The organism is Streptomyces europaeiscabiei, from assembly GCF_036346855.1.
GTDB classification, from domain to species: domain Bacteria; phylum Actinomycetota; class Actinomycetes; order Streptomycetales; family Streptomycetaceae; genus Streptomyces; species Streptomyces europaeiscabiei.
Genome location: NZ_CP107841.1, coordinates 2,339,971 through 2,355,000 on the forward strand (window position 1 = coordinate 2,339,971; position 15,030 = coordinate 2,355,000).

12 protein-coding genes, 2 rRNA genes and 1 pseudogene (1 of these 15 only partly in view) are annotated in these 15,030 nt (G+C 69.6%); 3 read left to right on the top strand and 12 right to left on the bottom strand.

Going from position 1 to position 15,030, the window contains the following annotated elements; genetic code table 11:
• Positions 1-131 precede the first annotated feature (131 nt).
• The 4 genes from recN to OG858_RS10055 all read right to left on the bottom strand — a co-directional run bounded on the left by recN (position 132) and on the right by OG858_RS10055 (position 4,149).
• Positions 132-1,883 (bottom strand): DNA repair protein RecN, encoded by a 1,752-nt coding sequence (gene recN / locus OG858_RS10040; RefSeq protein ID WP_328544979.1) that lies wholly within the window; start codon positions 1,881-1,883, stop codon positions 132-134.
• Positions 1,884-2,031: 148 nt separating this feature from the next.
• The gene (locus OG858_RS10045) at positions 2,032-2,937 is read right to left on the bottom strand and encodes an NAD kinase (protein WP_037702189.1); all 906 of its coding nucleotides are present in this window, start codon (positions 2,935-2,937) and stop codon (positions 2,032-2,034) included.
• Positions 2,934-3,749, bottom strand: coding sequence for a TlyA family RNA methyltransferase (locus OG858_RS10050; RefSeq protein ID WP_086746354.1), 816 nt, complete (start codon positions 3,747-3,749; stop codon positions 2,934-2,936). The genes OG858_RS10045 and OG858_RS10050 overlap by 4 nt, the downstream gene beginning before the upstream one ends.
• Positions 3,750-3,804: 55 nt before the next feature.
• Positions 3,805-4,149, bottom strand: a complete 345-nt coding sequence (locus OG858_RS10055; protein ID WP_408059382.1) for a hypothetical protein — start codon at positions 4,147-4,149, stop codon at positions 3,805-3,807.
• 42 nt (positions 4,150-4,191) lie between these two features.
• On the opposite strand from OG858_RS10055, the gene OG858_RS10060 reads away from it, so the two are divergent.
• Complete coding sequence (locus OG858_RS10060; protein WP_037702198.1) at positions 4,192-4,539, top strand: SCP2 sterol-binding domain-containing protein; 348 nt, start codon at positions 4,192-4,194, stop codon at positions 4,537-4,539.
• Here the strand turns inward: OG858_RS10060 and OG858_RS10065 are convergent.
• On the bottom strand, positions 4,523-5,422 hold the full coding sequence (locus OG858_RS10065) for an ABC transporter ATP-binding protein (RefSeq protein WP_086746356.1): 900 nt from the start codon (positions 5,420-5,422) through the stop codon (positions 4,523-4,525). The genes OG858_RS10060 and OG858_RS10065 overlap by 17 nt on opposite strands.
• On the opposite strand from OG858_RS10065, the gene OG858_RS10070 reads away from it, so the two are divergent.
• Positions 5,328-5,585, top strand: a complete 258-nt coding sequence (locus tag OG858_RS10070) for a hypothetical protein (protein ID WP_328545373.1) — start codon at positions 5,328-5,330, stop codon at positions 5,583-5,585. The two genes, OG858_RS10065 and OG858_RS10070, sit on opposite strands and share 95 nt — an antisense overlap.
• Here OG858_RS10070 and OG858_RS10075 read toward each other — a convergent pair.
• The 3 genes from OG858_RS10075 to OG858_RS10085 form a co-directional block, all read right to left on the bottom strand.
• Complete coding sequence (locus OG858_RS10075) at positions 5,557-6,606, bottom strand: FecCD family ABC transporter permease (RefSeq protein WP_319067296.1); 1,050 nt, start codon at positions 6,604-6,606, stop codon at positions 5,557-5,559. The genes OG858_RS10070 and OG858_RS10075 overlap by 29 nt on opposite strands.
• A 47-nt stretch (positions 6,607-6,653) precedes the next feature.
• Positions 6,654-7,697: a FecCD family ABC transporter permease gene (locus OG858_RS10080; RefSeq protein WP_086746352.1), complete on the bottom strand. Its 1,044-nt coding sequence runs from the start codon at positions 7,695-7,697 to the stop codon at positions 6,654-6,656.
• Positions 7,698-7,850: 153 nt separating this feature from the next.
• Positions 7,851-8,879 (bottom strand): HAD hydrolase-like protein, encoded by a 1,029-nt coding sequence (locus OG858_RS10085; RefSeq protein ID WP_086746351.1) that lies wholly within the window; start codon positions 8,877-8,879, stop codon positions 7,851-7,853.
• 122 nt (positions 8,880-9,001) lie between these two features.
• Between OG858_RS10085 and OG858_RS10090 the strand changes: the two genes are divergently transcribed.
• A complete protein-coding gene (locus OG858_RS10090) occupies positions 9,002-10,294 on the top strand; it encodes a DUF1015 domain-containing protein (protein ID WP_319263525.1) in 1,293 nt (430 codons plus the stop codon).
• 80 nt (positions 10,295-10,374) lie between these two features.
• Here the strand turns inward: OG858_RS10090 and OG858_RS10095 are convergent, their stop codons facing one another.
• The 4 genes and pseudogenes from OG858_RS10095 to OG858_RS10110 form a co-directional block, all read right to left on the bottom strand.
• The gene (locus OG858_RS10095; protein WP_408059471.1) at positions 10,375-11,313 is read right to left on the bottom strand and encodes a hypothetical protein; all 939 of its coding nucleotides are present in this window, start codon (positions 11,311-11,313) and stop codon (positions 10,375-10,377) included.
• A gap of 393 nt (positions 11,314-11,706) precedes the next feature.
• Positions 11,707-12,876 (bottom strand): annotated as a pseudogene (locus OG858_RS10100) (hypothetical protein); the annotation flags it as partial.
• 124 nt (positions 12,877-13,000) lie between these two features.
• Positions 13,001-13,117, bottom strand: a 5S ribosomal RNA gene (gene rrf / locus OG858_RS10105).
• Positions 13,118-13,221: 104 nt separating this feature from the next.
• Positions 13,222-15,030: ribosomal RNA gene (locus OG858_RS10110) — 23S ribosomal RNA — on the bottom strand (it continues 1,313 nt past the right edge of the window).

Sequence of the window (15,030 nt, forward strand, 5' to 3'; positions counted from 1 at the left end):
AACGGTCACCCACACGAGTGAACTCCCGCACGAGGTTGCCCCTCCGTTCGACTCCCGTCCCACTCCCTACCCGCGGCTTTCACCGCCCTGCGCACGCACAGCCGACGAAAGCGGCGGGCCCGGCCCTCGTCCTACGCGTCCGCGCGGGCCGCCGCCAGCAACTCCTCCGCGTGCGCCCGCGCCGTCTCGGAGTCCTCCTGGCCGGCGAGCATGCGCGACAGCTCACGCACCCGGTCCTCCCCCTCCAGGACCTTCACACCGGACCGGGTCACGGACCCGTCGCTGGTCTTCTCCACCAGCAACTGCCGGTCGGCGAAGGCGGCCACCTGGGGCAGATGGGTGACGACCACGACCTGCGCCGACCTGGCGAGCCGGGCGAGGCGCCGGCCGATCTCGACCGCGGCCTTGCCGCCGACACCCGCGTCGACCTCGTCGAAGAGGTACGTCGGCACGGGGTCCGTCCCCGCGAACACGACCTCCACGGCCAGCATCACCCGCGACAGCTCACCACCGGACGCGCCCTTGGCGATGGGCCGGGGCGGCGCCCCCGGATGCGGGGCGAGCAACAGTTCGACCTCGTCGACACCGGACGGCCCGTACGCGACCGTACGCCCGCCCACCTCGACGCCCTCGGGATCGACGCTCTGCCGGATCTCGAACGACACGCGCGCGTGCGGCATGGCGAGCGAGGCCAGCTCGGCGGTGACGGCGGCGGCGAACCGCTCGGCGGCCTCCGCCCGCGCATCGGTCAGGGCCTGGGCGAGCCCGCCCAGTTCGGCGCGCAGCGCGTCCCGCTCGGCGGTCAGCTCGTCGATCCGCTCGTCGTCGCCGTCGAGTTCGGTGAGCCGCTGGGTACCCTCCTCGGCCCAGGAGAGCACGGAAGCGGTGTCCTGTCCGTACTGGCCGTACTTCCGGGTGAGCGCGTTGAGAGCGGCCCGTCGCTCCTCGACGGCCGCCAGCCGCAGCGGGTCGGCGTCCAGGTCGTCGGCGTATCCCGCCAGCTCCCCCGCCACATCTCCCAGCAGGATCCCGATCTCCCCGATCCGCTCGGCGAGCGCGGCCAGCGCCGGGTCGTGCGACCGCACGGCCTCCAGCGCCCGGTGTGCGCCCGCGACGAGCGTGGAGGCGTCCACGCCCTCCGGGTCCTCGGGGTTGCCCGCGAGCGCGGCGTGCGCGGCCGTGGCGGCGGAGGCCAGTGCCTCCGCGTGCCCGAGCCGCTCGGCCTCCTCGGCCAGTTCCACGTCCTCGCCGGCCCGCGGCTCGACGCCCGCGATCTCGTCGAGCCCGTACCGCAGCATGTCGGCTTCCTGGGCCCGCTCACGGGCGCGCGTGACGATCTCGTCGAGTTCGCCGGCCACGGCCCGCAGCCGCCGGTAGGCCTCGCCGTACTTGGTGAGCGGCACGGCCACGGCGTCCCCCGCGTACCGGTCGAGCGCCGCCCGCTGCCGGGACAGCTTCAGCAGCCCCTGCTGGTCGGTCTGCCCGTGCACGGCCACCAGTTCGTCGGCCAGCTCGGCGAGCACGCCCACCGGGACGGAACGCCCGCCCAGATGTGCCCGCGACCGTCCCTCGGCGGAAACGGTACGGCTGATCAGCAACGCCCCGTCGTCGAGTTCGGCCCCGGCCTCCTCGGCCCGGACGATCGCCGCCGCGCCCTCGGGCACGGTGATCCGGCCCTCCACGACGGCGTTCTTCGCGCCGATCCGTACGAACGCCGGGTCCGCCCGCCCGCCGAGCAGCAGGCCAAGACTGGTGACGACCATGGTCTTGCCCGCACCCGTCTCACCCGTCACAGCGGTGAAGCCGGGCGACAGCTCGACCACCGCGTCGTCGATGACTCCGAGCGACCGTATCCGCATCTCCTCCAACACGGACACGACCATACGAGGTCGGAGGAGCGAAGTGCGACGCCCCCCGTCCCCAATGTCACTCCGGCGAGCTACAGCGCCCCGAAAGGGGCGCGGGGAACCACGTGATCAGCCACTAACCACCCGCGGCCGCCGACGAGTCCCCGCCGGCCCCCACGAGGCGCTAGTGCCGAGCCCCCCGCCATCCGGAGACCGGCAGCGCGAACTTCGCCACCAGCCGATCCGTGAACGACGCATGATGCAACCGGGCCAGCCGCACCGGAACGGCCCCTCGCCGCACCTCGACGCGCGCCCCCGGCGGCAGCTCGACGGTCCGCCGCCCGTCGCACCACAACACCCCCGGCGGGATGTGCGGCAGGACCTCGACCGCAAGCACCGAGTTCGGCGAGGTCACCAACGGCTTCGCGAACAGCGCATGCGCGCTGATCGGCACCATCAGCAGCGCCTCGACCTCGGGCCACACCACGGGCCCACCCGCCGAGAACGCGTACGCCGTGGACCCGGTCGGAGTCGACAGCACGATGCCGTCGCACCCGAACCCGGTCACCGGCCGGCCGTCGATCTCGAGGACGACTTCGAGCAGCTTCTCGGCGCCGGCCTTCTGCACGGCCGCCTCGTTCAGCGCCCAGTCCGTGTGGACGATGTTGCCGTTCTGGTGAACGACGACATCGACGGTCATCCGCTCCTCGACCTCGTACGCCTTGGTCACCACCCGGTCGACGACCTTGTCGAGGTCGTCCCGTTCGGCCTCCGCGAGGAAGCCGACGCTGCCGAGGTTGACGCCGAGCATCGGCACCCCGGACGCGCGGGCGAACTCGGCGCCGCGCAGCAGCGTGCCGTCACCGCCGAGGACGATGAGCAGCTCACACCCGTCGAGGCACTGCGGGGTGGCCTCCTTGACGAGTTCCACCTCCTCGGGCACCGGAATGTCCTCGGCCTCGTGCTCCAGGACACGCACACCGATGCCGTGGTGCAGCAGCCCCTTGACGACGAGTTCGGCACTGCGGATCGCCGCCGGCCGCCCGGTGTGGGTGAGCAGGAAAACAGTTCGAGATCGGTCCTGAGTCAACGCGGCCCCTCCGCCACTGCTCGGTCGACGTCGGCCGGGTCCAGCGCGGGAGCTCCGGCACGCAGCCACAGAAAGTACTCGACATTGCCCGAGGGCCCGGGCAGCGGACTGGCCGTCACACCCTTCACCCCGAGCCCCAGTTCGCCGGCCCGCCCGGCCACCCCGCGCACCGCTTCGGCGCGCAGCTGCGGACTCCGTACGACTCCCCCACTGCCCAGCCGCTCCTTACCCACCTCGAACTGCGGCTTGACCATCATCACCAGATCGGCATCCGGCTTCACGCACCGCACCAGGGCGGGCAGTACCAGGCCGAGTGGGATGAAGGACAGATCCCCCACGACAAGATCCACAGGCTCCCCATCGATCGCTTCGAGCGTCAACTCGCGTACGTTCGTACGGTCCTTGACGGTGACGCGTTCATCACTCTGCAGAGTCCAGGCGAGTTGTCCGTATCCGACGTCCACGGCGACGACCTGCGCGGCCCCGGCCCGCAGCAGTACGTCGGTGAAGCCGCCGGTGGAGGCGCCGGCGTCCAGCGCCCGCCGCCCCTCGACGGCGAGTCCTAGAGGGACGAACACATCGAGGGCGCCCGCGAGCTTGTGGCCGCCTCTGGACACGTACTCCGGGTCGCCGTCGTCGGTCACGACCACGATCGCGGCGGCGGTCTCCACCTGGGTGGCGGACTTGGTCGCGACGGTCTTGCCGACGGTGACGCGCCCGGCGGCGATCAGCTGGCTCGCGTGCTCACGCGACCGCGCGAGCTTCCGCCGGACCAGTTCGGCGTCCAGACGGCGGCGTGCGACTCCTGCCACGGTGGGTTCAGCTCCTGCTCTCGTACTGCGATCGATAGGTGCGACCCGAAGGGTCTCATCGAGGGCCGGTGGTCGGGTGACGGGTGGGAGCCGTAGGTCCCGGGCGGGCGTCGAGCGCGGTGAGCGCGTCACGCAGCCCCCGGTGTACATCCTCGTACACCTCCACGTGGCCGTCGGTCGCGAGGTGGTCGGCGTCGGCCAGCCGGTCGAGCACGCCGTCGACCTCCGGGTGGCCGGTGGCGGTGCGGGGCACGTTCAGCGGGGCCGGGGCTGCGGGGTCGTCCCCGGGGTCGACGACCGGGGGCTCCGACTGCGGGCCGGGCTCGCCGGCCGCGCCGGCCGCGATCTCCGGAACCACTGCTTCCACCCCAGCTCCGACCTCGGGCAAAGAGTCGCTCATGCCCAGACGCTACCGCGAAGCTCTGGGGTACCGTCGAGCGCGATGGCAACGATTGAGGAGTGCCGCGCCGCACTCGAAAAGCTCTCGGACAACATGGCAGGCGCCGAAGGACACGCGAGCGAGGCCACGGCCCTCGACCGCTCGGTGAGCTGCCATGTAAAGGATCTCGACGTCACCTTCGTGGGCCGTATGCGCGACGGGCGCATCGAGGTGCACGACACCCTTCAGGGGCCGCCGTCCCAGAAGGCCCAGATCCGGCTCGCCATGACGGGCGACGACCTGGTGTCCCTCGTCGGCGGCGAACTGAACTTCGCCAAGGCCTGGGGTTCGGGCCGGGTGAAGCTGGAGGCGGGTTTCCGGGACCTGCTCCAGCTCAGGAAGCTTCTGTAGCGGCCACCTTCTCGGTCTCCTCCATGCCGCTCCGTGCCCTGCGCGCCGCCGGCACCACGAGCGGTGTCCCCGTCTCCGGGTCGTCGATGACCTGACAGCGCAGCCCGAAGACCTCCTCGACCAGCTCGGCCGTGACGATCTCCGAGGGGGCGCCCTCGGCGATCACCGAGCCGCCGCGCAGGGCGATGAGGTGGGTGGCGTATCGGGCGGCGTGGTTGAGGTCGTGCAGCACCGCTACCAGGGTGCGGCCCTGCCCCTCGTGGAGTTCGGCGCACAGGTCGAGCACGTCGATCTGGTGCTGGATGTCCAGGAAGGTGGTCGGCTCGTCGAGCAGCAGCAGCGGGGTCTGCTGGGCGAGTGCCATGGCGATCCAGACGCGCTGGCGCTGGCCGCCGGACAACTCGTCGACGTAACGGTCGGCCAGTTCGGCGACCCCGGTCGACTCCATCGACTCCCGGACGATCCGCTCGTCCTCGGTGGACCACTGCCGCAGCAGCCCCTGGTGCGGGTACCGGCCGCGGCCCACGAGGTCGCCGACGGTGATCCCGTCGGGCGCGATCGACGACTGCGGCAGCAGACCGAGCGTCCGCGCGACCTTCTTGGCGGGCATCGACTGGATGACCTGCCCGTCGAGCAGCACCCGCCCCTGGGACGGCTTCAGCATCCGGGAGAGGGCGCGCAGGAGCGTGGACTTGCCGCAGGCGTTGGGGCCGACGATCACGGTGAACGAGTTGTCGGGTATCTCCACCGACAGCTGCTCGGCGATGACCCGCTGGTCATAGGCGAGGGTGACGTTCTCGGCGGACAGGCGGTTCACTGTGCTCCTCTTGTCGTTCTCGTTCGCCGACGCGCCGCGGTCCGGCCCGGGGGATGTCGGCCTGATCGACTTCGGCCTGATCAACTTCGGCCTGATCGCGTTCGGCCTGATCAACTTCGGCCTGATCGCGTTCGGCCTGATCAACTTCGGCCTGATCGCGTTCGGCCTGATCTCATTCGGCGCGTTCGGCTCGGGGCGGCTCATATCCGTCCGGCCTTCCGCTCGGTGACCAGCAGCCACAGCAGATAGACGCCGCCGAGCACGCCGGTGACGACGCCGACGGGCAGCTGGTCGGCCCCGAAGGCCCGCTGCGAGGCCCAGTCGGCGACGATCAGCAGGGTCGCGCCCATGCACATCGCGGGCACCAGGTTCGGGCCGGGCGAGCGGGTCAGCCGCTTCGCGAGCTGGGGCGCGGTGAGGGCGACGAAGCCGACCGGCCCGGCGGCCGCGGTCGCCCCGGCGGTGAGCAGCACCGCCGACACCATCAGCAGCAGCCGTACACGCTCGACGCTCACCCCGAGGGCGTACGAGACGTCGTCGCCCATCTCCATCATCCGCAGCCCGCGCGCGTTGCCGAGCACCAACGGCACGAGGATCACGCACATGATCAGCAGTGGCCAGACCTGGGCCCAGTCACGGCCGTTGAGGGAGCCGGTCATCCAGACGACCGCGCGGGCCGCGTCGACGAGGTCGGCCTTGGTGATCAGATAGCCGTTGACCGCCGTGACGATCGCGGAGACACCGATACCGACCAGCACGAGCCGGTAGCCGTGCACACCCCGCTTCCACGCCAGCGCGTAGATCGCGAAGCCGGTGACCAGCCCGCCGACGAGTGCGCCGAGGGCGACCTGGTTCGCGCTGCCGGAGAACAGCACGATGACGACCAGCGCCCCGGCGGTGGCGCCCTGCGAGAGGCCGAGCACGTCCGGACTGCCCAGCGGATTGCGGGAGATGGACTGGAACAGCGCCCCGCCGAGTCCGAGCGAGGCCCCGACGAGAAGCCCGACCAGGACTCTGGGCAGCCGCAGTTCGTTGACGATGAACTCCTGGCCCGCGTCGCCGTTGCCGAGCAGCGTCTTCAGGACGTCGCCGGCCGGGATGGGGAAGTCGCCGGTCCCGATCAGTACGACACCGGCGGTCAGCGCCGCCACCAGCAGCAGGGCGACGACGGTGAACGCCCGTACGTCCAGCCGGACCGACAGCCCTCCGGGAGTGCGGACCGCGCGGTCGCGTGCGGCGGGCTTGCTCATGACCTGCGGCTTGGTCATGACCTGCGGCTTGCTCGTGGCCTGCGTCTTCACAGCTGCGCCGTCCTCCGCCGTCGTACGAGAAAGATGAAGACCGGCCCACCGAGAATCGCGGTGACAATGCCGACCTGGAGTTCCGCGGGCCGCACCACCATGCGGCCGAGGACATCGGCGCCGAGCAGCAGCACGGGCGACAGGACGGTCGCGTACGGCAGGATCCAGCGCAGGTCGGGCCCGGTGAAGGACCGCACGACGTGCGGGACCATCAGCCCGACGAAGACGATCGGCCCGCAGGCGGCGGTCGCGGCACCGCACAGCACGGTGGCGGCGGCCATCGAGAGCGCCCGGGTGCGGTTGAGGTGGGCGCCGAGCGCGCGGGCGGTGTCGTCGCCCATGGCCATCGCGTTCAGCGGCCGCGCGAGCAGCAGCGCGACGACCGTGCCGACGGCCAGGAACGGCAGCACCTGTGTGATGGTCTCGTCGGTCGCCGAGGCCAGCGAACCGACCGTCCAGAAACGCATCCTGGAGAGCGCCGCGTCATCCATGATCATCACGGCCTGCAGATAGCCGTAGAGGGCCGCGCTGATGGCCGTGCCCGCGAGCGCCAGCCGCACGGGTGTCGCGCCCCGGCTGCCGCCGAGGAACCAGACCAGCGCCCCGACCACGGCGGCACCGGCGAACGCGAACCACACGTACCCGCTCAGCGAGGTGACGCCGAAGTAGGTGATGGCGGTGACCACCGCGGCGGACGCGCCCGCGTTGATGCCGAGCAGTCCCGGGTCGGCCAGCGGATTGCGGGTGAGCGCCTGGAGCACGGCTCCGGCGAGGCCGAGCGCGGCGCCCGCGAGCAGTCCGAGGAGGGTGCGCGAGACCCGTTCCCCGACGACGGCGTCGCCGTACGTCCCCGTGTTCTCGAACAGGCCGTGCGAGACCTGCTCGAAAGTCAGCTCTTTCGCACCGATCGCGATACTCGCCAGGGCGACCAGGACAAGGATCACGAGGGACACGAGGAGCCCTACGGCTCGTACCACCCGGCGGTTCGGGGGCGCGGGGGCGGTCTCCGCGCTCGGTTCAGGAGGACTGTCGACCAACACTCGGTTAGGTTAGCCTATCCTCTCTTTTTGGCTCGATCGCGTCCCTCGAACACCGCACGGGCGCACAGGCCGAACGGACCTAACCATGGTCGGCCCGCTCTCAGGGGCCACGACCATCGCCCGGGCCCTCGGGATCCCGAGGGCCCGGGACACTCACAACCCCAGCCGTGCCAGCGCCTTCTCCCCGTCCAGCTCGCACGAGCCCTCCCCGGCAGCCGTCCAGGCCGCCGCGCACAGCGCCCGCAGCCCGTCCAGCGCCTCGCCCTCACCCTCCAGCTCCAGCCGCTCTCCACCGGCGGTCGCCGTCCAGCCGCCGCAGCGGAAGCCCGTGCCCGCCTCCACGACCTCCGGCTGTCCGGTGAGCATGCCCCGCAGATCGGCGTCGACATACGTCGGCCGGTGCTGCGGGGGCGCGGCCAGCAACTGTGCGCCGTCGGTCACGCCGGTCAGCACGAGCAGCGAGTCGACCTCGCCGTTGAACGCGCCCTCGATGTCCGTGTCCAGCCGGTCCCCGACCACCAACGGCCGCTCGGCGCCGGTCCGCAGGATCGTCTCCCGGTGCATCGGCGGCAGTGGCTTGCCCGCCACCTGCGGCTCGGCCCCGGTCGCGATCCGGACGACCTGCACCGCAGCCCCGTTGCCGGGTGCGATGCCCCGCGCGCTCGGAATGGTCAGGTCGGTGTTGGACGCGTACCACGGCACCCCGCGCGCGATGGCGTAGCTGGCCTCCGCGAACCGCCCCCAGGGCAGGTCGGGACCGCCGTACCCCTGCACCACGGCCACCGGATCGTCGTCCGCGGACTCGACGGGCTCCAGGCCCCGCTCGCGCAGCGCCACCCGCAGCCCCTCGCCGCCGATGACCAGCACCCTCGCCCCGGCGGGCAGCTGCTCACTGATGAGCCGGGCCACGGCCTGTGCAGAGGTGATGACGTCACCCGCCTCGGTCGGTATCCCCAGCGCCGTGAGGTGCGCGGCCACGGTGTCGGGGGTCCGCAGCGCGTTGTTCGTGACGTACGCGAGGTGCATACCGCCCGCGCGCGCCGTACTGAGTGACTTCACGGCGTATGCGATGGCGCTGCCGCCCGCGTACACCACCCCGTCCAGATCGAGCAGCGCCGTGTCGTACGCCTCGCTCAGGGCCTGCCCGCTGCCATCGGGCCGCGTCCTGACTGCCTGACTCATTGCACTCTGCTCCTCGCTCGGTCCATCGGTCGCCGGTCGCCCGGTCGCCCGGTAGGTCAACAATCGGTTGGGGCGCTTTCCCCCGATCATCCCTCACGGCCTGACAGCCATACGATGCATCAATGAACTACGCAGGTCCCGCGGAGGAGATCCCGGCGCGCAGCGGCCTCGAGCTGACCCCGTTCCGGGGGCTTCGCTACGACCCCGACCGGGTCGGCAGCCTGGCCGCCGTGACATCACCGCCGTACGACGTGGTCGTACGGCCGGACGGTCTGCACCACCTCGAATCGGCTGATCCGCACAACATCGTCCGCCTGATACTCCCCCAGGCCAGAACGCCCGCCGCCCGTGACGAACAGGCAGCCGAAACCCTGCACCGCTGGCTCGCCGACGGCATCCTCGCTCCCGACACGAAGCCCGGTCTCTACGTCTACGAGCAGGCGGACGACAGCATCCTCCAGCGCGGCCTCATAGGCGCCCTGCGCCTCTCGGAGCCGTCCGCCGGCGTGGTCCTCCCCCACGAGGACGTCATCCCCCACGTCATCGCGGACCGTGCGGCCCTGATGCGCGCCACCTCCACCAACATGGAGCCCCTGCTCCTCACCTACCGGGGCGAGGGCGCCACCGCCGGGGCGACAGCCGTGGTCGAGCGCACCACGGAACGAGCCCCTCTTTTCGCCACGACCACGGAGGACGGCTTCAGGCACCGTCTCTGGGCGGTCACCGACCCCGCCGAACTCGCCGAGATCCAGTCGGACCTCGCCCGCCACCAGGCTCTGATAGCCGACGGCCACCACCGCTGGGCGACGTATCTCCGGCTCCGCACGGAGCACCCGTCACCCAGCCCCTGGGACTACGGTCTGGTCCTCCTCGTGGACACCGCCCGCTACCCCCTCCGTGTCCGCGCGATCCACCGCCTCCTCCACCAACTCCCTGTCTCCGACGCCCTCACCGCCCTGGACGGCCGGTTCCGCGTCCGCCGGCTCGACGTCCCGCTGCCCGAGGCACTGGAGGCCCTGGCGACCGCGGCCGCCGCCGGCAACGCCTTCCTCCTCGCGGGCGACGGCTCCTTCCACCTCGTGGACCGGCCGGACCCGGATCTCCTCACCCGTACGATTCCCGCCGACCGCCCGGCCGCCTGGCGCACCCTCGACGCGACCGTCCTGCACTCCACCCTCCTCCACCACGTCTGGCGCATCCCCGAGGACTCCCCGGCCCACGTCGCCTACATCCACGACACCGCCGCCACCGTCGAGAAGGCCGAACGCGACGGCGGCACGGCCGTCCTCATGCACCCGGTCCGCGAGGAGGTCGTACGCGACCTCGCCCGCCAGGGCGTCACCATGCCCCGCAAATCCACGTCGTTCGGCCCGAAGCCGGCGTCGGGACTGGTGCTGCGCGCGTTGGAACTCTGAGGGAGCGCCTCCGTACGAGCGCAGACGAAAGGGCGGGACCCCGTGTACGGGGTCCCGCCCTTCACCGTCTCTGCCGGACGTCAGTCCTTGTCGCCCTTGTCGCCCTGGACGTCCTGGACGTCCTTGTCATCCGCGTCGCCCTGGACGTCGATGACGTCGTCGGTCACGTCGTCTTCGACGTCCTCATCGGTGAACTCGTCATCCTCGTCGGTGACGTCGTCCTCGTCCTCGTCCTCGTCGGTGTCGCTGTCCTCGCTGTCCTCGACGACCTGGGGGTCGTCCACGGCGGACGCGCTCTGCGGTGCCTCGTCACCGTCGTGCCTGTGCTCGTCGTCCTCGTCGCCGAGGGCGTCGACGAACTCGACACCGTCCATTTCCGCGAGTCGGTCCGACGCGTCCGTGCTGCCGTCCTTGTCGGCCTCGACGGCCTTCGCGAACCACTCCCGCGCCTCGCCCTCACGCCCCGCCGCGAGCAGCGCGTCGGCGTAGGCGTACCGCAGGCGCGCGGTCCAGGGCTGTACGGAGTTGGAGGCCAGCTCCGGGCTCTGCAGGGTCACGATGGCCGCGTCGAGCTGATCCATGTCACGCCGCGCGCCGGCCGCCACGAGCCGCATCTCGACCTGACCGGCCTTGTCCAGCTTGTGCACCTCGGGCGCCCCGGCCATGTCCAGCGTCTTCTCGGGCCGCCCGAGACCACGCTCGCAGTCGGCCATGACGGGCCACAGGTCGACGTTGCCGGTCATCCGCCGGGCCGCCCGGAACTCCGCGAGCGCCTCGCTGTACTTCTGGTTGGCGTACGCGGCGAAGCCGGCGGCCTCCCGCACCGCGGCGACACGCGACGCCAGCCGCAGAGCCACCCTGGAGTAGCCGTACGCGCCCTCGGGGTCCTCGTCGATGAGCCGCGCGACCATCACCAGGTTCTTGGCGACATCGTCGGCGAGCGTCTTGGGCAGGCTCTGCAGCTCCTGCCGTACGTCCTTGTCGATCTCCTCGCCGGTGACGTCCTCCGGAATCGGCAGTCGCTTGATCGGCTCCCGGTCCCGGTCCCGCTCGTCACGGAAACGCCCGCCACCGCGCCGGTCGTCGCCGCCCCGCCGGTCGTCCCGGTCACGGAAACCACCACCGGGTCGGCCGCCCCGGTCGTCCCGACGGGGACCACGGCTCCGGTCGTCGGTGCCGCGATCGTCGCGTCCACGGAAGCCGCCGGTGCGCTCGCCACCGCGGTTGTCATCCCTGCGGAAGCCACCGCTGCGCTCACCACCGCGGCTGTCGTCCCTGCGGAAGCCACCGCTGCGCTCACCACCGCGGCTGTCGTCCCTGCGGAAGCCACCGGTGCGCTCACCACCGCGGCTGTCGTCCCTGCGGAAGCCACCGGTGCGCTCGCCACCGCGGCTGTCGTCCCGACGGAAGCCACCGCTGCGCTCACCACCGCGGCTGTCGTCCCTGCGGAAGCCACCGCTGCGCTCGCCACCGCGGCTGTCGTCCCGACGGAAGCCACCGCGGTCGTCATCACGGCGGTACGCGGGACGGTCGCCCTCACGACGGTCGGGGCGGTCGTCACGCCGGTCATCGCGGCGGAAGGCCGACCGATCCCCGCCCCCACGGTCATCCCGCCGGAACGGCGGACGCCCACCGCGGTCGTCCCCACGCCTGTCGTCGGGGCCGCGATCGTCGCGTCCACGGAAGCCGCCAGGGCGCTCGCCGCCACGGTTGTCGTCCCGACGGAAGCCGCCGGTGCGCTCGCCACCGCGGCTGTCGTCCCTGCGGAAGCCACCGGTGCGCTCGCCACCGCGGCTGTCGTCCCGACGGAAGCCACCGCTGCGCTCACCACCGCGGCTGTCGTCCCTGCGGAAGCCACCGCTGCGCTCGCCACCGCGGCTGTCGTCCCGACGGAAGCCACCGCGGTCGTCATCACGGCGGTACGCGGGACGGTCGCCCTCACGACGGTCGGGGCGGTCGTCACGCCGGTCATCGCGGCGGAAGGCCGGCCGATCCCCGCCCCCACGGTCATCCCGCCGGAAACCGCCACGGTCCCCGCTGTCGCGCCGGTCGTCCCTGCGATCGTCCTTGCGGGCGTCGGGCCGGAATGCGGGACGGTCGTCGCCGCGACGGTCATCACGGCGGAAGGCCGGCCGATCCCCGTCCCGCCGGAAGCCACGGTCGCGATCGTCACGACGCGGACCCGCACCTGCAGGGCGATCGTCACGACGCGCACCCGCACCTGCAGGGCGATCGTCACGACGGGGTCCCGCACCTGCAGGACGCTCGTCACGCCGAAACGCGGGGCGAGGCCCACGGTCGCCTTCACGACGATCGTCCCGTCCACGGAATCCACCGCCGCCGCTGCCGCCGCGCTGCTCACCGCGATTGTCGTCACGCCGGAAGCCACCACGGTCGTCACCTCGACGGTCATCACCACGGCGGTTGTCGCCGACGCGGTCGTCACGCCGGCCGTACCCACCACGGTCGTTGTCGCGCCGGTCGTTGTCCCGAGGCGGCCCACCGCGATAGCCGCCACGGTCACCACTGTCCCGTCGCCGCTGGTCGCGCTCCGGTCGATCGTCGGGAGAGTTGGTGGACATGGTGACTCCTGTCTTCGGTACCGCAAGTCATTCTCGCGCAGCCGGGTACCCGGCGCGCTCCGGAAAAACAAAAAGGACCCCTGGTCCCAGCTGTACGCTGGTGACCAGGGGTCCTTCAAAGATTGTTCGGCGGCGTCCTACTCTCCCACAGGGTCCCCCCTGCAGTACCATCGGCGCTGTAAGGCTTAGCTTCCGGGTTCGAAATGTAACCGGGCGTTTCCCTCACGCTATGACCACCGAAACCCTATTGGTTTCGAGCGAACAAGCACACTTTTCAGTTGATGTTCTGCTCTGAGCCGACAACTGTTCGTTGTCTCAGAACTAACACAGTGGACGCGAGCAACTGAGGACAAGCCCTCGGCCTATTAGTACCAGTCAACTCCACCCGTTACCAGGCTTCCATATCTGGCCTATCAACCCAGTCGTCTACTGGGAGCCTTACCCCATCAAGTGGGTGGGAATACTCATCTCGAAGCAGGCTTCCCGCTTAGATGCTTTCAGCGGTTATCCCTCCCGAACGTAGCCAACCAGCCATGCCCTTGGCAGAACAACTGGCACACCAGAGGTTCGTCCGTCCCGGTCCTCTCGTACTAGGGACAGCCCTTCTCAATATTCCTGCGCGCGCAGCGGATAGGGACCGAACTGTCTCACGACGTTCTAAACCCAGCTCGCGTACCGCTTTAATGGGCGAACAGCCCAACCCTTGGGACCGACTCCAGCCCCAGGATGCGACGAGCCGACATCGAGGTGCCAAACCATCCCGTCGATATGGACTCTTGGGGAAGATCAGCCTGTTATCCCCGGGGTACCTTTTATCCGTTGAGCGACGGCGCTTCCACAAGCCACCGCCGGATCACTAGTCCCGACTTTCGTCCCTGCTCGACCCGTCGGTCTCACAGTCAAGCTCCCTTGTGCACTTACACTCAACACCTGATTGCCAACCAGGCTGAGGGAACCTTTGGGCGCCTCCGTTACTCTTTAGGAGGCAACCGCCCCAGTTAAACTACCCATCAGACACTGTCCCTGATCCGGATCACGGACCCAGGTTAGACATCCAGCACGACCAGACTGGTATTTCAACGACGACTCCACAACCACTGGCGTGGCCGCTTCAAAGTCTCCCAGCTATCCTACACAAGCCGAACCGAACACCAATATCAAACTGTAGTAAAGGTCCCGGGGTCTTTCCGTCCTGCTGCGCGAAACGAGCATCTTTACTCGTAGTGCAATTTCACCGGGCCTATGGTTGAGACAGTCGAGAAGTCGTTACGCCATTCGTGCAGGTCGGAACTTACCCGACAAGGAATTTCGCTACCTTAGGATGGTTATAGTTACCACCGCCGTTTACTGGCGCTTAAGTTCTCAGCTTCGCCACACCGAAATGTGACTAACCGGTCCCCTTAACGTTCCAGCACCGGGCAGGCGTCAGTCCGTATACATCGCCTTACGGCTTCGCACGGACCTGTGTTTTTAGTAAACAGTCGCTTCTCGCTGGTCTCTGCGGCCACCCCCAGCTCAAGGAGTAAATCCTCTCACCAGTGATGGCCCCCCTTCTCCCGAAGTTACGGGGGCATTTTGCCGAGTTCCTTAACCATAGTTCACCCGAACGCCTCGGTATTCTCTACCTGACCACCTGAGTCGGTTTAGGGTACGGGCCGCCATGAAACTCGCTAGAGGCTTTTCTCGACAGCATAGGATCATCCACTTCACCACAATCGGCTCGGCATCAGGTCTCAGCCACATGCACGACGGATTTACCTATCGCACGGCCTACACCCTTACCCCGGGACAACCACCGCCCGGGATGGACTACCTTCCTGCGTCACCCCATCACTCACCTACTGCAAGTCTGGTCCGTCGGCTCCACCACTTTCCTTTCCCCGAAGGGTCCGGAACGGCTTCACGGACTTAGCATCGCCTGGTTCAATGTTTGACGCTTCACAGCGGGTACCGGAATATCAACCGGTTATCCATCGACTACGCCTGTCGGCCTCGCCTTAGGTCCCGACTTACCCTGGGCAGATCAGCTTGACCCAGGAACCCTTAGTCAATCGGCGCAAACGTTTCTCACGTTTGTATCGCTACTCATGCCTGCATTCTCACTCGTGAACCGTCCACAACTCGCTTCCGCGGCTGCTTCACCCGGCACACGAC